This is a genomic window from Pseudarthrobacter humi (assembly GCF_024294965.1).
In the GTDB taxonomy this organism is placed as follows: domain Bacteria; phylum Actinomycetota; class Actinomycetes; order Actinomycetales; family Micrococcaceae; genus Arthrobacter; species Arthrobacter humi.
Genome location: NZ_JANCLV010000002.1, coordinates 316,339 through 343,300, shown reverse-complemented (window position 1 = coordinate 343,300; position 26,962 = coordinate 316,339). Strand labels below are relative to the sequence as shown.

At 64.3% G+C, this 26,962-nt stretch carries 26 protein-coding genes; 11 read left to right on the top strand and 15 right to left on the bottom strand.

Translation table 11 applies throughout. The annotated features are described in order from the left end of the window. The first annotated feature begins 21 nt into the window (after positions 1–21). On the top strand, positions 22–1,368 hold the full coding sequence (locus NFC73_RS04540) for an ABC transporter substrate-binding protein (protein ID WP_254747947.1): 1,347 nt from the start codon (positions 22–24) through the stop codon (positions 1,366–1,368). A 197-nt stretch (positions 1,369–1,565) separates the two neighbouring features. On the opposite strand, the gene NFC73_RS04535 is transcribed toward NFC73_RS04540, so the two are convergent. From NFC73_RS04535 to NFC73_RS04520, 4 genes are read right to left on the bottom strand one after another with little or no spacing between them, the layout of a single operon-like run. Further along, positions 1,566–2,336, bottom strand: a complete 771-nt coding sequence (locus NFC73_RS04535) for an ABC transporter ATP-binding protein (protein ID WP_141139849.1) — start codon at positions 2,334–2,336, stop codon at positions 1,566–1,568. Next, positions 2,333–3,370 (bottom strand): ABC transporter ATP-binding protein, encoded by a 1,038-nt coding sequence (locus NFC73_RS04530; protein WP_254747946.1) that lies wholly within the window; start codon positions 3,368–3,370, stop codon positions 2,333–2,335. Before NFC73_RS04530 ends, NFC73_RS04535 begins: the two co-directional genes overlap by 4 nt. Next, positions 3,367–4,335, bottom strand: a complete 969-nt coding sequence (locus NFC73_RS04525) for a branched-chain amino acid ABC transporter permease (protein WP_254747944.1) — start codon at positions 4,333–4,335, stop codon at positions 3,367–3,369. The genes NFC73_RS04530 and NFC73_RS04525 overlap by 4 nt, the downstream gene beginning before the upstream one ends. Before the next feature lie 9 nt (positions 4,336–4,344). Further along, positions 4,345–5,628 (bottom strand): branched-chain amino acid ABC transporter permease, encoded by a 1,284-nt coding sequence (locus NFC73_RS04520; protein ID WP_254748255.1) that lies wholly within the window; start codon positions 5,626–5,628, stop codon positions 4,345–4,347. Between the two features lie 498 nt (positions 5,629–6,126). Here NFC73_RS04520 and NFC73_RS04515 point away from each other — a divergent pair, with 498 nt between their 5' ends. Beyond that, on the top strand, positions 6,127–7,026 hold the full coding sequence (locus NFC73_RS04515) for a Bax inhibitor-1/YccA family protein (protein ID WP_254747942.1): 900 nt from the start codon (positions 6,127–6,129) through the stop codon (positions 7,024–7,026). A 99-nt stretch (positions 7,027–7,125) separates the two neighbouring features. Here NFC73_RS04515 and galK read toward each other — a convergent pair whose 3' ends face one another. Together galK and galT are read right to left on the bottom strand one after the other, a co-directional pair. Beyond that, positions 7,126–8,289, bottom strand: a complete 1,164-nt coding sequence (galK, locus tag NFC73_RS04510; protein WP_372494578.1) for a galactokinase — start codon at positions 8,287–8,289, stop codon at positions 7,126–7,128. A gap of 68 nt (positions 8,290–8,357) precedes the next feature. Next, the gene (galT, locus tag NFC73_RS04505) at positions 8,358–9,530 is read right to left on the bottom strand and encodes a galactose-1-phosphate uridylyltransferase (RefSeq protein WP_254747940.1); all 1,173 of its coding nucleotides are present in this window, start codon (positions 9,528–9,530) and stop codon (positions 8,358–8,360) included. A 151-nt stretch (positions 9,531–9,681) separates the two neighbouring features. Here galT and NFC73_RS04500 point away from each other — a divergent pair, with 151 nt between their 5' ends. The 4 genes from NFC73_RS04500 to NFC73_RS04485 are packed head-to-tail and all read left to right on the top strand — an operon-like array spanning position 9,682 to position 13,906. Then, positions 9,682–10,641, top strand: a complete 960-nt coding sequence (locus NFC73_RS04500) for an aldose 1-epimerase family protein (RefSeq protein ID WP_254747938.1) — start codon at positions 9,682–9,684, stop codon at positions 10,639–10,641. Positions 10,642–10,681: 40 nt separating this feature from the next. Further along, positions 10,682–11,992: an AI-2E family transporter gene (locus tag NFC73_RS04495; protein WP_254747936.1), complete on the top strand. Its 1,311-nt coding sequence runs from the start codon at positions 10,682–10,684 to the stop codon at positions 11,990–11,992. Positions 11,993–12,041: 49 nt separating this feature from the next. Beyond that, entirely contained in the window at positions 12,042–13,280 is a 1,239-nt protein-coding gene (gene ilvA / locus NFC73_RS04490) for a threonine ammonia-lyase (protein WP_254747934.1), read from the top strand. Positions 13,281–13,288: 8 nt separating this feature from the next. Further along, on the top strand, positions 13,289–13,906 hold the full coding sequence (locus NFC73_RS04485; protein ID WP_254747932.1) for a rhomboid family intramembrane serine protease: 618 nt from the start codon (positions 13,289–13,291) through the stop codon (positions 13,904–13,906). A gap of 54 nt (positions 13,907–13,960) precedes the next feature. Here NFC73_RS04485 and greA read toward each other — a convergent pair whose 3' ends face one another. Further along, positions 13,961–14,455, bottom strand: coding sequence for a transcription elongation factor GreA (greA, locus tag NFC73_RS04480; RefSeq protein WP_056343498.1), 495 nt, complete (start codon positions 14,453–14,455; stop codon positions 13,961–13,963). A 152-nt stretch (positions 14,456–14,607) separates the two neighbouring features. Then, positions 14,608–15,066 carry a DUF4307 domain-containing protein gene (locus tag NFC73_RS04475; protein WP_254747930.1) on the bottom strand — a complete coding sequence of 153 codons (459 nt, stop codon included), beginning with the start codon at positions 15,064–15,066 and terminating at the stop codon, positions 14,608–14,610. A 143-nt stretch (positions 15,067–15,209) separates the two neighbouring features. On the opposite strand from NFC73_RS04475, the gene mca reads away from it, so the two are divergent. Continuing rightward, on the top strand, positions 15,210–16,115 hold the full coding sequence (gene mca, locus NFC73_RS04470; RefSeq protein ID WP_254747928.1) for a mycothiol conjugate amidase Mca: 906 nt from the start codon (positions 15,210–15,212) through the stop codon (positions 16,113–16,115). A gap of 114 nt (positions 16,116–16,229) precedes the next feature. Continuing rightward, positions 16,230–16,589: a hypothetical protein gene (locus NFC73_RS04465; RefSeq protein ID WP_254747927.1), complete on the top strand. Its 360-nt coding sequence runs from the start codon at positions 16,230–16,232 to the stop codon at positions 16,587–16,589. Between the two features lie 33 nt (positions 16,590–16,622). On the opposite strand, the gene trhA is transcribed toward NFC73_RS04465, so the two are convergent. After that, positions 16,623–17,345: a PAQR family membrane homeostasis protein TrhA gene (gene trhA, locus NFC73_RS04460; protein WP_254747925.1), complete on the bottom strand. Its 723-nt coding sequence runs from the start codon at positions 17,343–17,345 to the stop codon at positions 16,623–16,625. A gap of 154 nt (positions 17,346–17,499) precedes the next feature. Here trhA and NFC73_RS04455 point away from each other — a divergent pair, with 154 nt between their 5' ends. Both NFC73_RS04455 and phoH2 read left to right on the top strand, forming a co-directional pair. Continuing rightward, positions 17,500–18,261, top strand: coding sequence for an isoprenyl transferase (locus NFC73_RS04455; RefSeq protein WP_254748251.1), 762 nt, complete (start codon positions 17,500–17,502; stop codon positions 18,259–18,261). Positions 18,262–18,510: 249 nt separating this feature from the next. Further along, positions 18,511–19,941 (top strand): RNA 5'-3' helicase PhoH2, encoded by a 1,431-nt coding sequence (gene phoH2, locus NFC73_RS04450; protein WP_058929654.1) that lies wholly within the window; start codon positions 18,511–18,513, stop codon positions 19,939–19,941. Between the two features lie 139 nt (positions 19,942–20,080). Here phoH2 and NFC73_RS04445 read toward each other — a convergent pair whose 3' ends face one another. Next, on the bottom strand, positions 20,081–20,728 hold the full coding sequence (locus tag NFC73_RS04445) for a GNAT family N-acetyltransferase (RefSeq protein WP_254747923.1): 648 nt from the start codon (positions 20,726–20,728) through the stop codon (positions 20,081–20,083). A gap of 72 nt (positions 20,729–20,800) precedes the next feature. Next, on the bottom strand, positions 20,801–21,595 hold the full coding sequence (locus NFC73_RS04440) for a hypothetical protein (protein WP_254747921.1): 795 nt from the start codon (positions 21,593–21,595) through the stop codon (positions 20,801–20,803). A gap of 59 nt (positions 21,596–21,654) precedes the next feature. Between NFC73_RS04440 and NFC73_RS04435 the strand changes: the two genes are divergently transcribed. After that, on the top strand, positions 21,655–22,212 hold the full coding sequence (locus tag NFC73_RS04435) for a prepilin peptidase (protein WP_254747918.1): 558 nt from the start codon (positions 21,655–21,657) through the stop codon (positions 22,210–22,212). A gap of 136 nt (positions 22,213–22,348) precedes the next feature. Here the strand turns inward: NFC73_RS04435 and NFC73_RS04430 are convergent, their stop codons facing one another. From NFC73_RS04430 to NFC73_RS04415, 4 genes are all read right to left on the bottom strand, one after another. Continuing rightward, positions 22,349–24,052, bottom strand: a complete 1,704-nt coding sequence (locus NFC73_RS04430; protein ID WP_254747916.1) for an MDR family MFS transporter — start codon at positions 24,050–24,052, stop codon at positions 22,349–22,351. After that, on the bottom strand, positions 24,049–24,714 hold the full coding sequence (locus NFC73_RS04425) for a TetR/AcrR family transcriptional regulator (protein WP_254747914.1): 666 nt from the start codon (positions 24,712–24,714) through the stop codon (positions 24,049–24,051). The genes NFC73_RS04430 and NFC73_RS04425 overlap by 4 nt, the downstream gene beginning before the upstream one ends. A 130-nt stretch (positions 24,715–24,844) precedes the next feature. Next, entirely contained in the window at positions 24,845–26,266 is a 1,422-nt protein-coding gene (locus tag NFC73_RS04420; RefSeq protein WP_111906278.1) for a class II fumarate hydratase, read from the bottom strand. Between the two features lie 76 nt (positions 26,267–26,342). Beyond that, positions 26,343–26,957, bottom strand: coding sequence for a carbonic anhydrase (locus NFC73_RS04415; protein ID WP_104060993.1), 615 nt, complete (start codon positions 26,955–26,957; stop codon positions 26,343–26,345). Between the last annotated feature and the right edge of the window lie 5 nt (positions 26,958–26,962).

Genomic DNA, 26,962 nt, shown 5'->3' with positions numbered 1-26,962 from the left:
TTCGATCCAGGAGATTTGCCAATGATTTCACTTTCCCCGGCGGCACCCCGTCTTGCTAAGCTCACAGCGCTTAGCGTCGGCGTCGCCTTTCTGGTCACAGCCTGCGGTGGTACCTCCACCCCGAGCTCGACAGAAACCAAAACGTCAGCAACTGGGATCTCCTGCCCCGCTCCCGGAGCGGCTCCCGGAAGCACAGCTCAGGCCAGCGCCGGAGGCGCTGTTCCGCCTGCAACCACCATCACGGAAACTCCGCTCAAACTGGGATCCCTGCTGCCCACCACCGGCTCCCTGGCCTTCCTCGGGCCGCCTGAAATTGCGGGTGTGAACCTTGGCGTCAAGGAAGTCAATGATGCCGGGGGTGTCCTGGGCAAGCCTGTGGAAGTGATCCATCGTGACTCCGGCGACACCAAGACAGATATCGCCACCCAGTCCACCAGTGCGCTCCTCGGCCAGGGCGTCAGTGCCATCATCGGTGCCGCATCGTCCGGTGTCTCCAAGACGGTCATCAACCAGATCACCGGTGCCGGTGTTATCCAGTTCTCGCCCGCCAACACCTCTCCGGATTTCACCGCCTGGGATGACAAGGGCCTCTACTGGCGCACTGCGCCTTCGGATGTGCTGCAGGGCAAGGTCCTGGGCAACTACATGGCCACCTGTGGTGCCCAGACGGTGGGCATGATCGTACTCAATGACGCCTACGGAACCGGCCTTGCCAGCAACGTCAAGTCCGCCTTCGAAGCGGCCGGCGGCAAGGTGGTTGCGGAAGAGCTGTTCAATGAGGGTGACTCCCAGTTCAGCAGCCAGGTGGACAAGGTCATCGCGGCCAAGCCGGACGCAATTGCCCTGATCACTTTCGACCAGGCCAAGAGCATCGTGCCGCTGATGACGGGCAAGGGTGTCAAGCCCACCCAGATGTTCCTCGTGGACGGCAATACTTCCGACTACAGCAAGGACTTCCAGGCAGGGACCCTGAAGGGCGCCCAGGGAACCATCCCTGGCACGTTCGCGAAGGACGCATTCAAGAAGAAGATGCTTGCCATTGATCCGGCCCTGAAGGACTACAGCTACGCCGGTGAATCCTACGATGCTGTGAACCTGCTCGCCCTTGCAGCTGAAGCCGCCAAGAGCACTAAGGGCGTTGAGATGGCCAAGCAGCTCAAGGCAGTCTCGGAGTCCGGTGAGAAGTGCACCGACTTCGCCTCCTGCGTCACGCTGCTCCGCAACGGCAAGGACATCGACTATGACGGCCAGTCAGGTCCGGTGACGTTCTCCGACGCCGGCGACCCGACGGAAGCCTATATCGGCATCTACGAGTACCAGGACGACAACAAGTACACACCGTCCAGGGAAGAATTCGGCAAGCTGTAAGCCGCTTCCTGCACAAAGAAACCCCCGCCCGGGTTGCACCGGGCGGGGGTTTCTTTGTGTGTGCGGGAGGGGGTGAGGGCACCGGGACGAATCCGGGGAACCACGCCAGGCACGCAGAAGGGCCGCCACCGGTCGGTGACGGCCCTTCTGCAGCTCTTGGACGTGCAGCTCCCGGACGGTGGCTGAACGGAGGCGGCTTAGACCTCGTCCGCCAAGGTGCCGAGGTACAGCTGGATCACCTTCGGGTCCTTCATCAGTTCCCGTCCGGTTCCGGTGTAAGCGTCCCTTCCTTGGTCCAGCACATAGGCGCGGTCGCAGATCTGGAGGCAACGGCGGGCATTCTGTTCCACCATGATCACAGAGACGCCTGCCCGGTTGATCTCGTGCACGCGCAGGAAGGTTTCATCCTGCTTGACAGGGGAGAGGCCTGCGGAGGGCTCATCAAGGAGCAGGACGGCGGGCTCCATCATCAGCGCGCGTCCCATGGCCACCATCTGACGTTCGCCGCCGGAGAGCGACCCGGCCCGCTGGGCCCGGCGCTTGCCGAGCTCGGGAAACAGGCTGGTCACAAAATCAAACCGCTCGGCGAAGTCTTTGGGGCGCTGGAACATGCCCATCTGCATGTTCTCTTCGATAGTCAGCGTGGCGAACACATTGTTGTTCTGCGGGACGAATCCCACGCCCTTGGTCACCAACTTGTTGGCTTTGAGCCCGGTGATGTCCTGGCCACGCACCACAACTGTGCCCGAATGGACTTTCACCAGACCGAACATCGCCTTGAGTAGCGTTGATTTGCCGGCACCGTTGGGACCAATGATGCCGATCAGTTCACCCTTGCGGGCTTCGATGCTGCAGCCGTTCAGGATGTTCACGCCGGGAAGGTATCCGGCAACGAGGTTTGTTACCTTGACGACCGAATCGTCGGTTGCCGCGCTACCGGCAGCGGGAGCCGCACTCGTGGCGCTCATTCTGTGTCCTTTTCTGTACGACGTGGTTCTTCCGCACGATTTTCCTCAAGCTCCTGCTCGAGCACATCGAGGGAGATGATGCCCGCGTTCTCAGTACCGACAATCGACTCCTCATCGGCTTCGAGCTCTGCTGCAAGTTCCTTGATGCCCTCGGCGTCGCCAAGGTCCACATCGTGGTGGGCGCCCAGATAGGCATCGATGACTGCCGGATTCTTCATGACTTCGCCAGGAGGGCCCTCGGCAACGATCTTTCCTTCTGCCATCACTACCACCCAGTCGGCAATATGACGCACCATGTTCATGTCGTGCTCCACGAAAAGCACGGTCATGCCTTCCGCCTTGAGGTTCTTGATGTGGTCCAGGAGGGACTGGGTCAGCGCCGGGTTGACGCCTGCCATGGGCTCGTCCAGCATGACCAGCTTGGGCCTGACCATCAGCGAACGTGCCATTTCCAGGAGTTTCCGCTGGCCTCCGGAAAGCGAGGCAGCATAGTCGTCCTTCTTGGCGTCCAGCTTGAACTTCTCAAGCAGGACGTTCGCCTGGGCCGTGATCTCCTTTTCCCGGCCGCCCCAGAGGCCCTTGAACAGGGCCTTGGAGAGGCGCTCACCGGGCTGTTCCGAGCCGCCGAGACGCATGTTCTCCATGACGGTGAGCTTTCCCATGACCTTGGTCAGCTGGAAGGTCCTCACCATCCCCATCCGTGCCACTTTGTAAGGTGAAACGCCGGCGAGGCTGTTGCCTTCGAACTGCCATTTTCCCGAGTTCGGCATATCGAATCCGGTCAGCAGATTGAAGAGCGTGGTCTTGCCTGCACCGTTCGGGCCGATCAGCGCTGTGATCTTGTGCCGCGGGATCTCCAGGTATTCGACGTCGACGGCGTTGATGCCGCCGAAGCTGCGGGTGACGTTTTCCGCCACCACGATCGGATCGCGCTTCTTGCAGCCGGGGGCGGTGTCCCCGGCGGCGATCGGACGCGTGTCCGTCATGTAGTCAATTTCCCCCGACGGACGGGGTTCTTCGCTATGCGTGCTCATGCGAACGCCAGCTCCTTCTTGTTGCCGAAGACGCCCTGGGGCCTGAAGATCATCAGCAGCATCAGTGCGACACCCACAAGGATGTAACGCAGCTGGCCGGCCTGGACTGTGTTCAGCCAGGTGACGGCGCCGGATTCGATCAGGCCGTACAGGATGCCCTGTGTGAGGGACAGCACCACCCAGAAGATCATCGCGCCGATGACGGGTCCCAGCACCGTGCCGAGGCCGCCGAGCAGCAGGCAGGTGTACAGGAAGAACGTCAGTTCGGTGCCGTAGTTGGCCGGCTGGACTGCGCCGCGGGGGAGCGTGAAGATCATGCCCGCCAGGGCGCCGAGCACGCCACCGATGATGAGGGCCTGCATTTTGTAGGCATATACGTTCTTGCCGAGGGACCGTACCGCGTTTTCGTCCTCGCGGATGCCCTTGAGTACGCGGCCCCATGGGCTCCTCATCAGCAGCCATACCAGGGTGCAGCAGATGACGACGAGGCCCCAGCCGACGATGCGGATGAAGAAGTCCCGGTTGTTCATGCCCAGGTACGAGCCCGCCGGGAACGGGTTCATGGCGTAGAACCCTCCTTCGAAGGCGGCCAGGCCGTTGGCCGAACCGGTCACGGCGGTCAGCTGGTTGGTGGTGACGATGTAGCGGACGATTTCCGCGGCCGCGATCGTGACGATTGCCAGGTAGTCCGCGCGCAGCCGCAGGGTCGGTATGCCCAGGAGCATCGCGAAGATGACCGAGCAGATGACGGCGATGACCAGTCCCACAAAGAAGGGGACGCCAAACGTGAGCGTCGAGATTGCGAAGCCGTAGGCGCCCACCGCCATAAAGCCGGCCTGGCCAAAGTTCAGCAGGCCGGAGTAGCCGAAGTGGACTGCCAGTCCGAGGGCCGCAAGGGCATAGGCCGCGGTGGTCGGGCTGAAGAGTTCGCTGGCAGCGCTGGAGAAAATGAATCCGAAATCCATGGCTGTCTCCTAACCCACGCGCTCGCGACGACCCAGGATGCCCTGGGGCCGGAACAAGAGGACAACAATCATGATGAACAGTGCTCCCACATACTTGAGGTCGGCGGCGAGGCCGAAAACGGTTGTCAGCTCTACGAAGATGCCGACGATGATGGACCCGATGAGGGCGCCGAAGACAGTGCCGAGGCCGCCCAGGGTCACGCCGGCGAAGATGAGCAGCAGGATCTGCGAACCCATGTCGAAGGTCACCCCTGGCCGGTAGTAGGCCCACAGGATTCCGCCGAGGGAGGCGAGCATGCCGCCGGTGACCCAGACGATCCGGATTACCGAGTCGACGTCGATGCCGGAGGCGGCCGCCAACGCCGGGTTGTCGGCCACCGCACGGGTGGCCTTGCCCAGACGGGTCTTGAGCAGGATGATGCCGATCAGCGCGATCACCACTGCACTGATGATGAGCGACCAGAGATTGTTGGGAGAGATGGATACCGGACCCAGTTGGATTTCGGCGCTCTGGGCAAAGGGCAGTTGCTGCGTGGCGCCGCCAAAGTAGAACTGGATGACGTACCGGACGGCAAGGGCAAGGCCGATGCTGACGATCATCATGGGCACCAGGCCCGTCCCGCGGCGCCGAAGCGGCTTCCACAGTCCGGCGTCCTGGACGTAGCCGAAGAGGCCTCCGCCGAGGAGCGAGAGGATCAACGCAAGCCAGAAGGGAAGGCCGATAGCGTTAAAGGCAAAGACCAGCACAGCGCCGAGGGTGACCATTTCCCCGTGGGCGAAGTTAGTCAGCCCCGTGGTTCCGAAGATCAGGGAAAGTCCCACGGAAGCCAGCGCCAGCAGGAGGCCAAAGCTCAACCCCGCTACGAGCCGGTTGAGGAGATTCTGGCCGAAGTCCTGCTGCTGGACCACGATCCCCTTACCGAAGGCAAAAATCACCGAGAGGTTGGAGGTCTGGCTGAACGTGACGTTGCGGGGGTTTTCCTGGCCTTCCGCGAGCCTGATGCCCTCTGGCAGGGTCGATTCGTCCAGCTCGATCTCATAGGTGCCCTGGACCGGGACCCCAATGCTCCAGGACCCGTTGGCCGCGGATGTGGCGGTCCCTTCGAAGTCCCCGCTCCTGGCGGTTATGGTCACGTCGGCGATGGGGGCGCGAGCGTCATCCCGTAGGAAGCCGCTGATGTTGTTCTGGAAAGTCGTAATCGACGGGGATGGTGTCGGAGACGGCGAAGTGGCCTGTGATGCCGGGGCGACGACGAGCAGTATTGCCACGACGGAGGCAAAGACGGCCCCTATCACTGTCAGCAATCCGCCCGACCGTCTGTGCGGCAAGCCTTTGGGTGTACTTCTCAAGTTCAAATCCTCCACTTGGGTGGGGTGGCCAGGGATGCGCCATTGCAACCGCTGCAAACGTCACGGGACGGATGGTGGGGCTTTCTCCAGGTTGGGGGCCTGTTTGTGATATCCGTCACCGTGTGTGGTTTATGTTACAGCTCGTCAGAGGCAAATTTTAGGCTGGGGGTAGGCCGTCGGGTAGCGATCGCATAACAACTGCGTTACAGCCATGGCGCTTTGGCAAAGTGTTCGCAAAGAAACTTCTGTTGATCAGCAGTATTCCTCAGTGGGCGGCCTGGCCTACGCGCCGCCCGGCGGCGCGTGCGACCGTCCACTCGGATGCATCACGGTTGGGTTTCGGCGCCATGGACGGGGAACTTATTGGGGCGTGAGCGCGTAGATATTGGTAACGTGAACCTTAAGTTCAGCAACCACCCCCTTACTTGGAGGACACCAGCAATGGCACTTGGCGGAAACCCGATCTTCAACGGAAAGAATTTCCGTGGAGCAACCCAGGCACCGCCTGTCCCGCAGGCGCCCTACGGGCAGACTCAGTACGGCCAGCAGCCTTACGGCCAGCGGGCTCCCGGCCAGGTCATGGATCCCCAGAACGGTTGGGGCCAGCAGCAGAACATGACCGATGAGCAGCTGCGCCAGATGTACAACCAGCCGGCCGCAGGTCCCGCGGATACCGGCCGGATGACGTACGACGACGTCATCGTCAAGACAGCGGCCTGCCTCGGAGTCCTGATGGCCGGTGCCGCGGTGACCCTGTTCGTCAGCATGGGGCTGGCCAGCATCCTGATGATCGTCGGTGCGCTGGGCGGCTTCGTCCTGGCACTGGTCAACACGTTCAAGAAGCAGCCTTCGCCGGCCCTGATCCTGGCTTATGCCGGGCTCGAAGGCCTGTTCCTCGGCGGCCTCACCCGCGTGCTTGACCTGATGTACCCGGGAGTCGGCCTGCAGGCCGTTATCGGCACGCTGTCCGTGTTCACCGTGACGCTGCTCCTGTTCAAGAGCGGCAAGGTGCGCGCCTCTCCCAAGGCCATGAAGTTCTTCATGATCGCCCTGGTGGGTTACGGCCTGTTCTCCGTGGTCAACCTGGTCATGATGATGACGGGTATGACGACGGAACCCTTCGGCCTGCGCAGCGGCATCATTGGTGTTGTCATCGGCATCCTGGCCATTGGCCTGGCCGCGTTCTCCCTGGTCATGGACTTCACCAGCATCGAAGCCGGCGTGCAGAGCGGTGCACCGCAGCGCTTCTCCTGGACCGCTGCCTTCGGCCTGACGGTCACCCTGGTCTGGCTGTACGTGGAGATCATCCGCGTCCTGGCCATCCTCCGCGGCGAGGACTGACAACAGAACCCGGCGTCCGCCGTCGTAATTCGCACTCACAAGAAGAGGGCCCCGCCGATGCATGTCGCATCAGGGGGCCCTCTTTTTGCGGTATCAGCGCTACGAAATGCGCATGGCTCCCGCTGCAGGGGTCACGGTGAAGATGTCAGGGGCCGTGTAGCCGGCTTCTTCGAAGGCACGCACGACGGCGGCGCGCACCTGCTGCTCCGACGTCACCGGGGTGAGCGCGATGGCGGCCCCGCCGAAGCCACCGCCGGTCATCCGGGCGCCGATTGCGCCGTTGGCGCGCGAGGTGGCCACCGCCAGATCCAGTTCCGCGCAGGAGATTTCAAAGTCGTCGCGCATGGAAACGTGGCTGGCGTCCAGCAGCGCGCCGATGGAACCGGGGCCCGCACTGGCCAGCAGCTCCACGGTCTGCAGCACGCGGTCGTTTTCGGTCACGATATGGCGCACGCGCCGGTAGGTGACCTCGTCCAGGAGGCCGGCGGCTTCTTCCAGGTCCTCCATCCGGACGTCACGCAGTGCCTTGACGCCCAGGACCTCGGCGCCCAGTTCGCAGGACGCGCGGCGGGAGGCGTACCCGCCGTCGGCATGGGAGTGGGAGACGTTGGTATCGATCACCAGCATCACCAGCCCTGCAGGTTCTGTTTCGAAGGGAACCAGCTGAGCGCTCTGGTCGCGGCAGTCCAGGAAGACTGCGTGCCCCTTGGATCCGCGCAGCGACGCTGACTGGTCCATGATGCCCGTGGGGGCGCCGACAAAGTCGTTCTCGGCGCGCTGGGTGGCGAGGACCATCTCCTCGGGTTCAAGCCCAGCTCCCGTCAGGTCATTCAGGGCTGAGATGACCGCGCATTCGATGGCGTGCGACGAGGACAGGCCGGCGCCCAGGGGGACGTTGGAATCGAGCAGCAGGTCCACCCCCGGAACGGTGATGCCCTGCTGCTGCAACGCCCACATCACACCGAGCGGATACTTCGTCCAGCCTTTGGCGGACGCCGCGTCCAAGGAGCCGAGGTCGGCGGTGACCATGCCGTGGTCACCATAAGTGGAGAGGAGCCTGACCGTGGAGTCCGGGCGGACTGCGACAGCCACCCGTGCGGTCTTGTCGATCGCGAACGGGAGCACAAAACCTTCGTTGTAGTCGGTGTGCTCGCCGATGAGGTTAACGCGCCCCGGTGCCTGCCAGACGCCGTCGGGCAGCCTGCCGAATTCCTGCCCAAAGCGGGCGGCCAGGTCCGCGGTGCCGGGCTGCGCTGTGTCCAGGTCCTCAGTGCCAGGTTCCGTCGGGCTGGTCAGTGCGGCCCGGGCAGTAAACGGGTCAGGGGAGGCGCTCACGCGTGTACTCCTTCAGGCAGGGCCCCCAGAGCAGCAGGGGCGGTTGCTGCAGGGGCGGGGCTGGACTCGGGCACCACCACGGCACGGAGCCGTTCCGCCACGCTTTCCGGGGTGGTGTCATTGATAAAGGCGCCCATGGCGGCTTCGGAGCCGGCCAGGAACTTGAGCTTGTCCGCTGCCCGTCGGGGCGACGTCAGCTGGAGGTGGAGGTAGCTGGCGGGGCGCAGGAGGTCGTCAAGAGGGGCCTGGTGCCAGGCGGAAATGTAGGGCGTCGGCGTCGGATACAGGGCATCGAGCCGTTTGAGCAGGTCAAGGTAGACATGGGCCAGTTCATCCTTTTCCTCACCGCTCAGGGCGGCCAGGTCGGGTACCTGCCGGTGCGGCACCAGATGAATTTCCAGCGGCCAGCGGGCAGCAAACGGCACGTAGGCGCTGAAATTCTCGCCCTCCATCACCATTCGGCTCCCGTCCTCGCGTTCCGCCCGCAGCAGCGAGCCCGTGAGCGTCTGCCGCCCGTCGGACCCATCATAGAACTTGCGTGCGGCCGCTCCGATGACGCCTGCCCGGGGCGTGACGTAGGGGTACGCATAGATCTGGCCGTGCGGGTGGTGGAGGGTGACGCCGATGTCGGCCCCGCGGTTTTCGAACGGGAACACCTGCCTGATCCCCGGCAGTTTGCTGAGGACTTCGGTGCGGTGCGCCCACGCCTCAACCACAGTCCGGGCGCGGGCCTCACCCAGGCCACTGAACGATCCCGTGTGCTCGGGCGTGAACGCCACTACTTCGCAGCGTCCGTAGGCGGGTCCGGTGGTGCCCCAGGCCGGAGTGGACGGCACTGGCCCCACGGCCGGGCCCAGCGACGGGAAGCGGTTTTCAAACACCACAACGTCATAGTCGGGTGCTGGGATCTCGGAGGGGTTGTTCGGTGTGGTGGGGCAGATGGGGCACTGGTCGGCAGGCGGGAGGTGGGTGCGGGACTGGCGGTGCGCCGCGACGGCCACCCACTCGTCGGTGAGGGCATCGAAGCGTACTTCGCCAGGCTCGCCGCGCTCGGGCAGGGGGCGGTGATCGGTAGTGGTGGCCGCGGTGCGGGGCTTGGCACTGGCGCCGTCGTCGAAGTAAATCAGCTCCCGGCCATCGGCGAGCGTGGTGGTGGTGATACCTGTCATGGCGGGGGTCCTTTGCGTGCTGGTGCCGGAGGTACCGGGCGTCCGTTGCCTCAATCATCCCATATTTCGATCAAAAAAGAATAGTTTCACACAAAAGATAACATTTCGCGGTGATGGCAGGCAGTCCTTGCCCCCTGTTACGGTGGTGCTCATGACTTCGAGCGCAACCCCGGACGCGAGCATTCCCGCCGGATTCCAGACCTACGCCACCGGCCGGCAGTACGAACTCCGCAGGGGTGACGCGTTCGCGGTTGTGACTGAGTTGGCGGCCGGCCTGCGGCTCTACAGCCGCGCCGGTGTCCAGCTCACCGAGACTTATGGGGACGCCGAGATTTCCCCCGGCGCCGCCGGGATCACCCTCGCCCCCTGGGCAAACAGGGTGGAGGACGGGGTCTGGTACCTGGACGGCAAGAAGCAGCAACTGGACATCACGGAGGTTTCCCGGAACAACGCCAGTCATGGACTGCTCCGCAACTCCGCCTACAGCCTGGTTGATGAATCGCAATATTCCGTGACCCTCGAGGCGACGGTCTTCCCGCAGCATGGCTACCCCTTCCTGGTGCGCCACCGCGTCCAGTACCTTCTCGCTGAGGATCTTGGCCTGGAAGTCCGCCAGACGCTGATCAACGATTCCAACGCGTCAGCGCCGTTCGTCCTGGGCGCCCACCCATACCTGCGGCTGGGCGACGCGGACGTGGACCAGCTCACCCTGACCGTCGCCGCCGGCACCCGCCTGGTGGCGGACCAGCGACTGATCCCGCGGAGTTCGGAGCCCGTCAGCGGGGACAGCGACTTCCGCAACGGCCGAAGAGTGGGGGACCTTGAGATAGATGTAGCCCTCACTGACCTGACGTTCGACGGCGGTGCGGCCCGCCATGTGCTCAGCGCACCTGACGGCCGCAGTGTCACGTTGTGGCAGGACGAATCCTGCCGGTACGTCCACATCTTTGTGACAACTGAGCTGCCCGGCAGGCCCAGGGCGGTAGCCATCGAACCCATGACCGGTCCAGCCAATGCCTTCAACTCGGGTGATGGGCTGCGGTGGCTTTCGGCCGGGGAAACGTTCACGATGGCCTGGGGGATCGATGCTGTCCTGGTCGGGGCCGGGTAGCCGTTTCGCATAAGGGGCGGTGCTGAGGAAGTATTAGGCTATGACGCCAGCCGAGGACGCCACCCCATCCGATCCAAAGACCACGGGCACGGCGCCGGAGACGGTCCGGCCGGTGGAAACTGTCCGCCCGGCCCGGGTGCGCGCGGACCGGGAGCTTGAGCAGGACATTCCCTACGGTATCCGGATCGCTGCGTCGTGGGCCTGGCGGCTCGGTCTCATCCTTCTGGTGGCCAGCGCCCTGATCTGGCTGCTCAGCCGGATCAGCTTCCTGATTATCCCCGTTATGGTGGCCGCATTGCTGGCCGGGCTGCTGAGCCCGGTGGTGCGCTGGCTGCGGGGCAGGCGCCTGCCAAACGGCGCCGCGGTGGCCATCACGGTGCTGGGGTTCATCGGTGTGATTGCTAGCGCCCTTGCCTTGGTGGGACGCCAGCTGGCTTCGGGTTTCGGCGAATTGTGGTCCCAGGCGCTGACCGGCGTGAAGCAGATCCAGGACTGGCTGGCCGAAGGACCCCTGCACCTCACCGCCGACCAGATCGACCAGTACCTCAAGGAAGCAACCGCCGCACTCCAGAACAACAGCAGCAGCATCCTCAGCGGTGCGTTGTCCTTCGGCAGCACCGCGGGCCACTTCGCCGCGGGAATGGTGCTGGCCCTGTTCATCCTGATCTTCTTCCTGCTCGAAGGCGACAGCATCTGGGCCTTCCTGGTCCGCCTCCTCCCGAAGAAAGCGCGTGCGGCAACGTTCGGTGCCGGACGCAAGGGCTGGGCTTCCATGGTCAGCTACGCGCGGATCCAGATGTTTGTTGCGTTTGTTGACGCGGTAGGCATCGGCGCCGGCGCGGCCATCATCGGGGTGCCGCTGGCCCTGCCCCTGAGCGTGCTTGTGTTCATCGGTTCCTTTATCCCTGTAGTCGGTGCCCTGGTGACCGGGGCCATCGCCGTACTCCTGGCCCTGGTGGCCAACGGGCCGGTCAACGCCCTGATCATGCTGGCTATCGTCCTGCTGGTACAGCAGCTGGAGAGCCACATCCTGCAACCCCTCGTGATGGGCAAGGCCGTGGCCTTGCACCCGGTGGCGGTCATCCTCTCTGTGGCGGCGGGTTCGTACCTTGCGGGCATCCCCGGCGCGCTGTTCTCAGTCCCCATCCTCGCCGTAGCAAACTCCGCAATTCGCTACATCGCGGCCAGAACGTGGGAACATGAACAGGTGCTGGCAACCCCCGGAGGGCCGGTGACGCCAGGCCCGGACCATGACTCCATCAGGGACGTCCGGTTGCCGGGCTTCAAGCCCAAGCGCGGCAAGGATGCCGCAGCCAGCACAGAAGCAGCCAATCCGGACGCCCAGGCCTGAAACATGAGCCAAGGCGCCGGAGCCGTATCCACCCAAGGAGAACAAGTCCGTGAACACCCTTGATACCCTTCCCGTCACGCTGGACGATGTCCTGGAGGCGCAGAAGCTGCTCGAGGGGATCATTATGCGGACCCCGGTGGAATCGTCACGGGCCCTGGGCGGGATGGTTGGCGGCGACGTCTTCTTCAAATGCGAAAACCTGCAGCGGGCGGGATCGTTCAAGGTCCGCGGTGCCTATGTCCGCATGGCCAAGCTCTCGGCTGAGGATAAAAAACGCGGTGTGGTGGCCGCGTCAGCCGGAAACCACGCACAGGGCGTGGCCGTAGCCGCCAAAAGCCTGGGCATCAAGGCCCGCATCTACATGCCGCTGGGCGTAGCCCTCCCGAAACTGGCGGCCACGCGCAGCCACGGTGCGGAGGTGATCCTCCACGGCCACAACGTGGATGAGGCCCTCGCCGAGGCGCAGCGCTACGCCAATGAGTCCGGCATGGTCTTTGTGCACCCTTTCGACAATGTTGATGTGGTGTCCGGCCAAGGAACCGTCGGCCTGGAAATTCTCGAGCAGATCCCCAACGTGGACACCGTCCTGATGGGTGTGGGCGGCGGCGGGCTGCTGGCCGGCGTCGCTGTAGCCATCAAGGCCCGGGCCAGGGAACTTGGGCGGGAAATCCGCATCATCGGTGTCCAGGCCGAAAACGCAGCGGCCTATCCGCCGTCCCTCGCCGCAGACGCCCTGGTTCCGCTGAAGAAAGTGTCCACCATGGCTGACGGCATCGCCGTGGGCCGGCCCGGACAGCTGCCCTTCAGCATCATCCGTGAGCTCGTGGACGATGTTGTCACCGTCAGCGAGGATTCCCTGGCGCGGGCCCTGATCTTCCTGCTGGAACGGGCCAAGATGGTGGTGGAACCCGCCGGAGCCGTGGGGGTTGCCGCCTTGATGGACGGCAAGATCGAAAACCCCGGCACCACGGCCGTGATCCTGTCCGGCGGCAACATCGATCCGATGCTGATGCTCAAAGTCATCCAGCGGGGCCTGTCCGCCGCCGGGCGCTACATGACCGTCCGAATGATGCTGGATGACCGGCCCGGTTCGCTGGCCACCATCGCCCGCATCATCGCCGAAAACGATGCGAACGTCACGGGCCTGGACCACACCCGTGTTGGCGGCTCCATCAGCATGGGCGACGTTTCCATCACCGTGAACCTCGAAACCAAGGGCCACGAACATTGCGAGCAGGTCCTCGGCGCCCTTCGTGCCGAGGGTTTCCAGCCCATTGTGGTGCATTAGGAGCAGCCATGCTTGACGCGACGGGGGACGGAAAGCCGCAGAGCCGGGAGACCACAGCCTCGCGGGCGAAAGGCGGACTGTTGGTGGCCGGCGGATTTGTGGCCGTGCTCTTTGTGATCGAACTGATCAACATGCTGACCCTGCATGCCCTGAACCGGACTTTCGGGCTCCGGCCCCGGTCCGCGGACGGGCTTCTGGACATCCTGACGTTCCCGCTGCTGCACGCCAATCTGAACCACCTGCTGTCTAATGCCCTACCCCTGATCGTCTTCGGCTTCCTCGTGTTCCTCTCCGGCATGAGGGTATTTCTGACGGCCCTGGGGTTCAGCTGGCTGGGCTCCGGAATGACAGTGTGGCTGATTGGCGACGGCGGCATCACCGTTGGCGCCTCCGGCCTGGTTTTCGGATTGTTCGCCTTCCTCCTGGTGCGGGGTTTCTTCAACCACAGCTGGCGCCAGATCCTGCTCGCCGTGGTGCTGTTTATGGTCTACGGCGGCATCCTGCTGGGGGTGCTGCCCATCATGGGCAGCTACATCTCCTGGCAGGCGCACCTCGGCGGCGCGGCAGGCGGAGTTGTCGCTGCCTTGTTGCTGCGCCCCAAGCACGCAAGAACGCCGGCCCCCTGACGGGGACCGGCGTTGGCCGGGCTTGGTTGGCCTGAAACGATCAGTGTTGAAGCGTCAGCCTGCGTAAGGCTTGGCGGAGAGGATCTCCACCGTGATGTCCTTGCCGTTCGGAGCCGTGTAGCTGAGCTTCGCGCCCTCTTTGTGGCCGACGATTGCGGCGCCGAGGGGTGACTTCTCACTGAACACGTCCAGGTCTGAATCGCCGGCGATTTCGCGGGACCCCAGCAGGAATGTCTCTTCGTCGCCTGCGATCCGGGCAACAACGAGCATGCCGGGCTCCACAATGCCGTCGTCAGCGGGGGACTCGCCCACGTGGGCATCGCGCAGAAGGGCCGTCAGCTGGCGGATCCGGGCTTCGATCTTGCCCTGCTCTTCTTTGGCTGCGTGGTAGCCGCCGTTTTCCTTCAGGTCGCCCTCTTGCCGGGCAGCTTCAATCTTCTGGACGATCTCCGCACGGCCAGGGCCGGAAAGGTGGTCCAGCTCTGCCTTCAGGCGGTCAAAAGCTTCCTGGGTGAGCCAGGCTGCAGGCGCGCTGTTGGTGGTAGACACGGACTTCTCCTAATGGTCGTACATGCAAAAGACCCCGCAACGGTGGCCACTTTTGGAACTCAGCAACCAGCTCAGCGGGGTAAAGGTATTGACCCATTGTAGTCAAAACTCTGGACATACCCAACCCGGGATGGGGCATAGATCACACGGCGCTACGTCCCGGCACCCGGAATCCAGCAGTCGTCCACCACGCCGGAAACGGACAGGGACTCCGTCCGCAGTGTCACGCGCTGCGAAACTGTCCTGCCGCCGTCGGCCGTTCCGTCAGCTTTCCCCGGCGGGATGTCCACTACTTTCCAGCCCACCACGGCGAACTTGGAGTCGAGGGCCTTGACGGCGCACTTGACGGCCGTCCCCGGTTCCCTGGTGACCTGGAAATCAACCTCGGCCGCCGTGGCATCGAGGGTGCTGAAACCGATGTCCTTGAACGTCACGTCAGAGCCGGCTGAGGACGTGGAGACCCAGGCCATAAACCCCACTCCGGCCGCCAGCGCCGCTACGGCAATGCCACGTTTGACCGCACGCGGGAGGGGCTGCTTTTTACTGCCATAACGATTGGCTAGGCTAGTGTCTGCAGGCGGGGACACGGCGGGCTGATCCTGGGTAGTCACCAGTCCAGTTTAGTTCGGTTCCAGGCGGTGGCCGTCCGGTCCGGATCGGCACCCCGGCTCAGCTGTTCCGTCCGTCCAGTCATGCAGTCCCTTCAGTCCAGTGGCCGTCACAGCAGCCGCAGAAGAATAAGGAGCCGTCCTCGATGACAGCGTCCACCAATACACCGGCAACGCTGAGGCTGCTAGCCGTGCATGCGCACCCGGACGACGAGTCCAGCAAGGGCGCGGCGACCATGGCCATGTACGCCGCAGCGGGAGTGGAAGTCATGGTGGCCACGTGCACCGACGGATCACGCGGAGACATCCAGAACCCAGCCGTGGAAGGCGAGCCGCATCCCAAGCGGGACATGGCCGGGGCGCGTCGGCTGGAAATGGACCAGGCGGCCAAGGTGCTGGGCATCCAGCAGCGGTGGTTGGGATTCACGGACTCCGGGCTGCCCGAGGGAGATCCGCTGCCGCCGCTGCCGGCCGGATCCTTCGCTGTCCAGCCGCTGGAGCGCGCCGCGGCGCCGCTGGTGCGGCTGGTCCGGGACTTCAAGCCGCAGGTGATTGTCAGCTATGACGAAAACGGGGGATACCCGCACCCTGACCACATCATGGCGCACCGTGTGGCAGTGGAGGCATTTGCGGCTGCGGGTGACCCGAGCAGGTATCCCGACGCCGGAGCGGCCTGGGAACCCAGCAAGCTCTATTACGACAGGGCATTCAGCCCGGACCGGTTCCGCGCACTGCATTTTGCCCTGGAAGAAGCAGGCCTGCAGTCCCCGTACGCCCAGCGGCTGGCCGCGTGGCTCGAAACGGACGCGGAAGGCCACACACCGCCGCAGGGTACGCACACCACCACCACGCAGATCGACTGCGGGGACTTTTTTGAGGCCCGCGACGACGCACTCCGCGCGCACCGGACGCAGGTTGATCCGATGGGGTTCTTCTTTGCCGTGTCGGCCGAGATGCAGCGCCGCGTGTGGCCGTGGGAAGATTACTCCCTGATCGAGTCCAGGGTCCCCACGGAGTTGCCCGAAAAGGACCTTTTCGCCGGGCTAAGATAGAGCGGCAGCATATTCTATGCCGTGTAGAAATGCTGTGGGCTGGTCCGGGTCCCGCGGACCCGCGTCCGCAATCCCCGGCCGGCCGCCCATCATTTTCCACAGAAGGTTTGAACCGTGCACCACTTGATCCTCGCCCTGACCACCACCCCCTCGCCGCTGCCGACGCCCGGCCTGCGTGAGGGCATCTCCGAGGACCAGATCACCCCGGGCCTGTGGGGCTTCATCATGACGGCTTTCTTTGTCCTGGCCACTACGCTGCTGATTGTGGACATGGTCCGCCGCATCCGCCGCGTCCGCTACCGGGCGCAGGTGGAAGAGGAACGCCAGGCAGCGGCGGAGGCCGCGGATATTGAAGCTGCGGACGGCCACGACGGCCTCGGTGTTGCCGGCGACACGGATGCGTCCGGCGACCAGGCAGGCCTCGAAGACAACGGTCACGGCCAGGCCGCCGACCGGCCCCGGCCCCGCGACTGAAGCGGCGCCCGCGTTCCTACCAGCCTCAGCAGTTCAACTGAGGACTGCGATGGCGATCGCCGTGAAATGTGCTGCGAAGGCCAGAACCGTCAGGGCATGGAAGAGTTCATGGAAGCCAAAATGCTCGTAGCTGAAGTTGGGTTTCTTCAGCGCGTAGAACACGGCGCCGGTGATGTACAGAACGCCGCCCACGCAGATCAGGACGGCGGCGGGGACGCTGGCCGCGAAGAACTCCGGCAGGTAGAACAGCGACCCGCAGCCGAGGGCGATGTATATGGGCACGTATAGCCAGCGCGGCGCGTCCGTCCACAGCAGCCGGAACAGCACGCCGAGAATGGCCCCGGACCAGATGACCCAGAGCAGCAGGACCGCCTTGGGCCGTTCCAGCAGCGACCAGGCCAGGGGCGTATAGCTGCCGGCAATCACCAGCATGATGTTGGTGTGGTCCAGGCGCTTGAGGACAATCTTCACGCCTGGAGACCAGTTGCCGCGGTGGTAGATGGCACTGATGCCGAAAAGCAGGACGCCGGTGGCAGCGTAGATGGCTGAGGTGATCTTGCGGTCCGTAGTGGGGGCGAGGACCACGAGGGCGAGGCCCGCCGCCAGGGCCAACGGAGCCGTGACGGTGTGGATCCAGCCGCGCCATTTGGGCTTGATCATCAGGAGTTCGGCCAGCCGGACGGCGGCGTCGTCCACGGGGCTGTGGCCGTGGTCCGCCGAGGGCGCACGGGGGCCGTCAGGAGTCTGGCTGTTCATGGCTTCAGAATATCCTCTCAATGGATAAGTTACTCATGGGTAACAATAGTGGCAGGTCATCCGGGAACGTCCCGTCACGCCGGTCCCGGTCCCGGACGGTAGCCTAGGATGTGCAATGCCGTCGAACAGCAACGGAAGTCAGGTGAGTCACCTCGTGGAATTGCGCGGGTTCCTTTATGGCTTCTACGAGAAGCGGCTGCTCAGCGAGTTGGCCGGCGGCCGCATTCCCAATCACATCGGCGTGATGGTGGATGGCAACCGCCGCTGGGCCAAACAGTTCAACGCACCCACCAGCCAGGGCCACCAGGCCGGCGCGGACAAGATCCATGAATTCCTCGGCTGGTGCCAGGAGCTTGGGGTTAAGGTGGTCACGCTCTACATGCTGTCCACGGACAACATGAGCCGGTCCAGCGAGGAGCTGGACCTTCTGATGGGGATCATTGCCAACACCCTGGACCGCCTGGACGATGACGCCAACATCTCGGTCAACGCCATGGGCGCCCCCGAGCTCTTGCCCGACTACCTGGCGGAACGGCTCAACAAGCTCACTGCCCGCACTCCGGTACGCGAAAAGATCCATGTCAACGTTGCGGTGGGCTACGGCGGACGCCGCGAAATCGTTGACGCCGTGCGGGAGCTGCTTCACGACGCTGTCGCCAAGGGCTCTGACATTTCGGCGCTCGCTGACACCCTGTCCGTGGACGATATTTCCCGTTTCCTCTACACACGCGGCCAGCCGGATCCGGACCTGGTGATCAGAACCTCCGGGGAGCAGCGGCTGTCCGGGTTCCTGATGTGGCAGAGCGCGTACAGCGAGTTCTACTTCTGCGAGGCCTTGTGGCCCGCCTTCCGAAAAGTGGACTTCCTCCGCGCCCTTCGGGACTACGCCGGCAGGCAGCGGCGCTTCGGGACCTGAGCCTCATCACGGTCCGCCCCCGTTCATCAGGAATTCACAAGCCGGCAACAGGAATCGCCGACGGATGGCACCGGAAATTACTGGGCAGGGAATTACGTTATATCCATCAGCAGGCAAAATCGCCGGCTGATCGGGGAGGCCAGTACATGGAGCGAATTTCGCGCCGGTTGTATGGGAGGCCGGACCCGGCCTCCAGGCCGAGCCGCCTCACCAATAACAATTCCGGGCGTGCCCGGGGCTGGAGTCGATGTGGCTAATTCTGAACAACTGCCCGAAGCCGTTTTTGACCAGGGACAGAAAGCTACCTCTCGCGCCACGCGAGCCACCTCACAAACCGGTGCAGCAGACGAAACATCTGCGGCCGGTTTTGCTGTCTCCGGAAGGGACGCCACCATTAGCACGTTCGTCATTGACACCTCCGTCCTGCTCTCCGATCCACGGGCGCTGCTGCGCTTCGCCGAGCACGAAGTCATTGTTCCGATTGTTGTCATCACGGAACTCGAGGGGAAACGGCACGACCCCGAGCTGGGCTACTTTGCCCGCAAGGCGCTCCGGCTGCTCGATGATCTCCGGGTGAAACACGGTGGTTTGAGCAAACCCATCCCCATCGGAAACGAGGGCGGCACCCTTCTGGTGGAGCTGAACCACATTTCTGCCGAGGTGCTCCCCTTGGGTTTCCGCAGTGGCGACAACGACAGCCGCATCCTGGCTGTGGCCAAGAACCTGGCCAATGAAGGCCGGAACGTCACCGTGGTGTCGAAGGATCTCCCGATGCGGGTCAAGGCCTCCGCCATGGGACTCACTGCCGACGAATACCGCAACGAACTGGTCAAGGATTCGGGTTGGACCGGCGTCGCGGAGGTCGAGGCCAGTGAGGACGAAATTTCCACCCTGTACGGCCACGAGCCCGTCTTCATTCCCGCAGCCGCGGAAATGCCGGTCAACACCGGGCTGGTGATCCTCTCCAACCGAGGCTCAGCCCTGGGCCGGGTGGGCGCTGACAAACAGGTGCGGCTGGTCAAGGGGGACCGGGACGTATTCGGGCTCCACGGACGATCGGCGGAACAGCGGCTCGCCATCGACATGCTGATGGACCCAGCCGTCGGAATCGTTTCGGTTGGCGGACGGGCCGGCACCGGCAAATCCGCGCTGGCCCTGTGTGCCGGCCTGGAAGCCGTGCTGGAACGCCGCGAGCACCGCAAGGTGATCGTCTTCCGTCCGCTCTATGCCGTGGGTGGACAGGAACTTGGCTACCTGCCCGGCTCCGAGTCGGAAAAGATGAACCCATGGGCCCAGGCGGTCTTTGATACGCTCGGCGCCCTGGTCAGCCAGGAAGTCGTGGAAGAAGTCATGGACCGCGGCATGCTCGAGGTCATGCCGCTGACCCACATCCGCGGCCGTTCCCTGCACGACGCCTTCGTGATCGTCGACGAGGCCCAGTCACTCGAAAAGAACGTCCTCCTCACCGTGATGAGCCGCATTGGCCAGAACTCCAAGATCGTCCTCACCCACGACGTCGCCCAGCGTGACAACCTGCGCGTCGGCCGGCACGACGGAATCGCCGCCGTCGTCGAAACCCTGAAGGGACATCCACTCTTCGGCCACATCACCCTCACCCGCTCGGAGCGCTCACCCATCGCAGCCCTGGTGACAGAGCTCCTCGAAGGGGCTGAAATCTAGCCCTACGTTCGGGTTCGCGAAGGGCCGTGGTTCCGTTTGTCGGGCCACGGCCCTTCTCTTTCGCTTAGCGACCGGCGGAGCCCTATGCATCGTGTCTAAGCGACGGCGAAGGACCCCACATGGCGGACCCAACGACTCCTCAGCCGACGCCGAGGAAGCGGGCCGCTGCTTCGTGGCCTTCGACTTTGAGGGTCCAGTCGGGGCGTTTGAAGGTTGCGGGGGTGAGGCGCACTTTTTGGACTTCCACGGCCTTGCCGCCCCAGGATTGCCTGTTGGTGCCGTTGAGTTCGTAGCCGAGAGAGCGGGACACGCCCAGGGAGGCGGCGTTCCAATCGGCGGCTTCGGATTCGGCAACCTCCGCGTTGAGCCAGTCAAAGGCATAAAGAACGACGGCGGCGCGCATCTCGTTGCCGAGGCCCCGGCCCTGGACGGACTGCTTGAGCCAGGAGCCTGTCGAAACAGTTTTCAGCGTGGCGAAATCCTTGGCTCCGACATCCTGGCAGCCCACTAACTCGCCGTCGTGCCAAATGCCCAGGATCAAACTCCATGATTCCGGTGTCGACTCTGCGCGGCAGCGCCAGTGCCATCTGGCCATGTTCGGGCCGAGATCCTCTGGGAGTAACTCCGCCCAGGGCGTGCTGAACGGACTTTTCCCAGGCTCATGGATTCCACTCTTTGCCGCTTCCACCGCCGCAGGGAGGTGTGAATCGGTCACGGGCCTGAGTGTCAGCCGGGGTGTGGTCAGCGTGAGGCCGAAGATGGGCCAAGTGGAGGTCAGCGCGGTCATCAGGGAAGCCTAGCCCAGGGCGGGCCACGGTAGTCTGTCAAACGCCGGTAATGGCCGGAGGAGGACCTGTGATCAGGCGCGGATGTCCCAGCTGATGTGTCGGCGGACGTCCGTTAGGTTCATGGACTCGGCCACGAACAGGTCGTCCAGCATGTACTCGTCCACCGCGAGGATCCGGATCCAGTGCCCGTAATCCGGGGTTGCCGCTTCGAGTGACTGGCTGGCCACGCAGACGCCGGTTTCCAGGTCGATCCGCACCCGGTTGCTGCCGGGCAGGCAGAGCGGAGCGGCAGGATCCGCTGGATGGTAGGACGCGGTAGGCGTCACGGTTGCCTCCAGCGCCGGCCGGCCATCGTGATCCACGCGTTGCACGGTATCGATCTCCACGGCGTTGGTGCCCGGGAACTCGATCGGGACAGGAGCATTCCCGGCGAGTTCCACGGGATCGAGGGCAGCCGAGAAACGGCCGTTCCCGAAGCCTGGCTCGCCGTATGCTGCCTCCGGCCGGCGCCTGACCAGGCCGCCGTCGTCGTAAACGGGCGCTACGAGGTGGGGCGGCAGCAGCCAGGACCTCCGGGTGGCGCTGACATACAAGCCGTCCTTGGAATCGTTGATGCCGGTGGTGCTGTGGAGGACAAGCCGGTCGGCAGTTTCCAGGCGCAGCGCCCCGGGCCGGCGCAGCCAGGCGCGGACCAGGGGAGCGGACGGGTCGGGGACGTCGGAAAACGGTTCATCCCAGTATTCGAAGCGCAGCGACTGCCACTTCCAGGGGGAAGACCGGCAAAGGTTCCGGAACATGGTGCTCAGGTCTGCGGCGGCGGCGTTGCCCTCCGGATCCGGCCGGCGCCTGGTGTCCCATGTCGACATATCCACAGTTTACGCGTGGGCTCAGCACGGCGGCGCACGAATCCAGTAGCATCCGAGGGGTGATCCGACGACTCGATGGACTGTGGGACGCCACCCCGCTGGCGTTCTGGCTGGTGCTGGCCGCCTGTGCCTACTTCCTGGTTATGGCGGCCCGGCTGACGGTGATTGACGTTCGCCACCATCTGCTGCCCAACCGGATTGTCTTCCCGTTCTACGGTGTGGCGGGGGTTCTGTTGCTCGCGGCGGCTTTGGTGCACGTGATCGCCGGTCCTGCCGCACTCGCGGGGTCACCCGACGCTGCTGCCGAGCTACTGGGGATCCCGGCGCTTCGCATCCTGGCTGGGGGAGCGGTTCTGTGGGTCTTCTATTTTGGCCTGCGGATGGTCTACCCGCCCGGCATGGGCTTTGGCGACGTGAAGCTGGCCGGCGTCCTGGGGATGTACCTTGGCTATCTCGGCTGGGGGCACGTTTTTGCCGGGACCTTCGCGGCTTTCCTGCTGGGGGGCCTCTGGTCCATGGCCCTGCTGGCGGCCCGCCGCGGCACGTTGAAGTCTTCCATCCCGTTCGGCCCGTTTATGCTCGCCGGCGCCGCAGCCGCCATGCTGCTGCCCGCGTAGCGCGAGAGGACACTTGGGGCCCCGGGAGCGCAGGCGCGACGAAACAACAGGGGCGCCGCAACCCCCAAGATCGCGGCGCCCCTGCAGGCTCTTACTGCGGCCTCCGCCGCTGCGGCTTACAGCCGCACGACGCCGGTCAGCGGCGCTGGGAGACCAGCTCGCCGTCGTCGTCCTTCAGGCTGTCCGCGGGGTCCGGGACGGAAACGGGCTCCTTCTCCGATGGGTCCTTCAACAGGGTCAGCTGCTCTGCTTCCAGGCTTTCTGCTTCCTCGCCGCCGATGGCCTCGCCCCGGGCCACCATGCCGGCGGTATCCGAGAGCGGGATCTGCTTCAGGGTGATGGCCAGGATCAGCGCGAGGGCGATGAACGGCACCAGATACCAGAAGACCGGGGCGAGTGAGTCTGCGTAGGCGTTCACGATTGCATCGCGCAGCTGGTCCGGCAACTGGCTCAGGGCCTGCGGATCCAGGGTGCTCGTGGACTGCGAGGCTTGCTCCGGGGACGCTCCGGCGCCGGTGAATGCGCTGGTCAGTGACTCCGAGAGCCGGTTGGTGAAAATCGCGCCGAACACTGCCACGCCCAGGGACGCGCCGACTTCGCGGAAGTAGTTGTTGGTGCTGGTGGCTGTGCCGATCTGATCGGCGGGGACAGAATTCTGCACCACCAGGACGATGACCTGCATGATCGATCCCAGGCCTGCGCCGAACACAGACAGCTGGACGCAGATGACCCAGATGGGCGTTTCGGCGGTCAGGGTGGTGAGCCACAGCATCGCCGCGATCGTCAGGGCGGCGCCGAGGATCGGGAACATCTTGTACTTGCCGGTCTTGGAGATCCGGATGCCCGAATAGATGGCCATGCCCATCAGGCCCACCATCATGGGCAGCATCAGAAGCCCGGATTCAGCCGCAGAGGTCCCGGAGGACATCTGCAGGAACGTGGGAACGAAGGCGATGGCGGCGAACATGCCCAGGCCCAGGGTAAAGCCGATGGCCGTGGCGTTGACGAAGATCCGGTTCTTGAACAGGCTGAGCGGGATGACGGGATCCTCTGCGCGGCGCTCCACCATAACAAAAGCCGCGGCGGAGATGAGCATTCCGGCGCCGAACGCCCATGTCAGCGGCGAATCCCAGCCCTCGTCCTTCTTGCCGCCAAAGTCGGTGAAGAAGATCAGGCAGGTGGTGGCCGCGGACAGCAGGATCACGCCGAGGATATCGATCCGCTTTTCGGCCTTCTTGTTGGGCAGTGTCAGCGTGAACCAGGCGGTGACGATGGCGGCGATGCCGATGGGGATGTTGATGTAGAAGGCCCATTCCCACGTCATGTGGTCCACGAAGAATCCGCCGAGCAGCGGACCGGCGACGGCGGAGAGGCCGAAGATGGCGCCCAGGGGACCCATGTACTTGCCGCGGTCCTTCGCCGGGACGATGTCAGCGATGATCGCCTGCGAGAGGATCATCAGGCCGCCGCCGCCCAGGCCTTGGATGGCCCGGAAGATGACAAAGCCCCAGAAGTCGGTGGCCAGGGCGCAGCCGACCGACGCCAGCGTAAACAGGGCGATGGCCACAAGGAACAGGTTCCGGCGGCCCAGGACATCACCGAACTTGCCGTAGATGGGCATCACGATGGTGGTGGCCAGCAGGTAGGCGGTGGTAATCCAGGCCTGGTGCTCCACGCCGCCGAGTTTTCCCACGATAGTGGGCATGGCGGTGGAAACGATGGTCTGGTCGAGGCTGGAGAGCAACATGCCGGCAATGAGCGCCGAGAAGATGATCCAGATGCGTTTCTGGGTCAGCAGCAGCGGGCCGGCTGCTGCCTTGGGGCTGGCAGTGGTGCTCATGGGTGTCCTTTTGCGGGTACTGGTTCTTGGAACGGCTGGGAGAAGAGTTGGCTGGCAGCGGAGATGTTCTCCAGCAGCAACTCGGCGTAGGGGCGGGTGTTGCCTTCGGAGAAATAGGCCATGCTGCTTTTCCGGGCGATGGTGCCCAGTAGCACGACGGCCATCTGGACCACGGGGTGGTCAGCTACGACGCCCTCGCGCAGCGCAACGTCGCGGGCGAACTGTGCTTCACGCTGTTCGGTCAGGCCGATGATCCGAAGGATCAGCTGGGGTTCCTTCTTGACGACGCCGATCAGCTGGCGGGTTTCCTCTTCGGAGGCTGCCATGTGCTCGGAAAGTCTGAGGGACAGCCTGACGAGGTCCTGGAACAGGGTGGGGGAGATTTCCCCGGGCGGTGATGACATGCCGCCGGCGACGAATTCCTCGAGGACGTCTGCAGGGATGTCGTCGTCGATGTGGCCAAGGATTGCGTCTTCCTTCGTCGGGAAGTAGTTGAAGAATGTCCGGCGGGAGATGTCGGCACGCTCGCAGACTTCCTCCACGGTGTAGCCGTTCAGCCCCCGCTCGGCGGTCAGGGTCCTCGCGGCGGCGGTGATGGCCGCCCGCGTGGCGGCGCGCTTGCGCTCGCGGAGACCGCCTTCAATTTCTGCACTATCATTCACAAAGTAAAGTTTTGCACTCATTTACTAATAGTGCAAACTTAGCCTTCTGTGCGCTTAAAGCACGACGGCGGCCGCCCGCCTTCGTGATGAAGGTGGGCGGCCGCCGTCGTGCTTGGGGAGGCGGTGGGGGCTAGGCCTTGTGCGGCGGGCGCGTCATGGACATAACGTCCAGCGCGGTGTCCAGCTGCTCTTCAGTGACCTCGCCGCGTTCCAGGAAGCCCATGGCGACGACGGTCTCACGGATGGTGAGGCCCTCGGCCACGGCCTTCTTGGCGATTTTGGCCGCGTTCTCGTAGCCGATGTACTTGTTCAGCGGCGTCACGATCGAGGGGGAGGCCTCGGCCAGGAAGCGGGCGCGCTCCACGTTGGCGGTGATGCCGTCGATCATCTTGTCCGCCATGACCCGGCTGGTGTTGGCCAGCAGGCGGATGGACTCGAGCAGGTTGGCGGCCATCACGGGGATGCCGACGTTGAGCTCGAAGGCACCGTTGGTGCCGGACCAGGCGATGGCGGTGTCGTTGCCGATGACCTGGGCGCAGACCATGATGGACGCCTCGCAGATGACCGGGTTAACCTTGCCCGGCATGATCGAAGAGCCCGGCTGCAGGTCCGGGATGGCGATTTCGCCGAGGCCGGTGTTGGGGCCGGAACCCATCCAGCGGAGGTCGTTGTTGATCTTCATGAAGGAGATCGCGATGTTGCGCAGCTGGCTGGAGCCTTCGATGAGGCCGTCGCGGTTGGCCTGGGCCTCGAAGTGGTCGCGGGCCTCGGTCAGCGGCAGGCCGGTGTCCGTGGCGAGCAGTTCGATGACGCGTTCCGGGAAGCCGGCCGGGGTGTTGATGCCGGTGCCCACCGCGGTGCCGCCGAGCGGAACTTCGGCAACACGGGGGAGGGCTGCGTTGATGCGCTCGATGCCGTAGCGGACCTGGGCCGCGTAGCCGCCGAACTCCTGGCCGAGCGTCACCGGGGTGGCGTCCATGAGGTGGGTGCGGCCGGACTTGACCACGTCCTTGAACTCAACAGCCTTGCGCTCCAGCGACTCGGCCAGGTAGCCGAGCGCCGGGATGAGGTCGTTGATCAGGGCCGAGGTGGCGGCGACGTGGACCGAGGTGGGGAAGACGTCGTTGGAGGACTGCGAGGCGTTGACGTGGTCGTTCGGGTGGACAACTTTGTCACTCCCGGCGGCTTTGAGCGCACGCGTGGCCAGCTCGGCGATGACCTCGTTCGTGTTCATGTTCGAGGACGTGCCGGAACCGGTCTGGAAGACGTCGATGGGGAAGTCGCCGTCGTACTTGCCAGCAGCTACCTCATCGGCGGCCGCAGCTATGGCCTTGGCCAGCTCGCCGTCGAGCACCCCAAGTTCCGCGTTGGCCTGCGCGGCAGCCTTCTTGACCCGGGCCAGCGCCTCGATGTGCGCGCGTTCCAGGGTCTTGCCGGAGATGGGGAAGTTTTCAACTGCACGCTGCGTCTGTGCACGGTACAGGGCGTTCACGGGGACGCGGACTTCGCCCATCGTGTCGTGTTCAATGCGGAATTCTTCAGTGGAAGTCATGGGGCTAGCTTAGGGCGATCGGGGGCCCGGACTAAAACCATGAACCGCATGCTACGGGCACTCATTCGGGCTGGGCCTAGACCTCGCCGATCCCGGAAACCACGTTGGCATGGCCCTCGGCGAGGCTGTAGGAGAGGCCGATCACCGCCGCGCGGCCGTCCTCGATTGCGGCCGAAATCACACGGGAGCTGTCCACCAGGCGCTTGGACGTCTGCTTGACGTGCTCCACCACCATGTCGTTGATCTCGTGCTCGCCGTTGCGCATGGACGTCAAGACAGAAGGCGTGATGCGCTCCACCAGGTCCCGCATAAAGCCCACCGGCATGTTGCCGGTGTCCACTGCGGACTTGGTGGCACTGACGGCGCCGCAGCTGTCATGCCCCAGCACTACGATCAGCGGCACCCCCAGCACACTGATGCTGTACTCGAGGGAGCCCAGGACGGCGTCGTCAATCACCTGGCCGGCAGTGCGGACAACAAAGGCGTCCCCCAGGCCGAGGTCGAAGATAATCTCCGCGGCGAGCCGGGAATCCGAGCAGCCGAAGATCACGGCAAACGGGTGCTGGTTTTCCACCAGCGACGACCGCCGGGACGCGTCCTGGTTCGGGTGCGACGATTCGCCGGCAACAAAGCGTTCGTTGCCTTCGCGCATCCGGCGCCAGGCAAGGGCAGGGGTCAAGTAGGTAGCCACGGGCT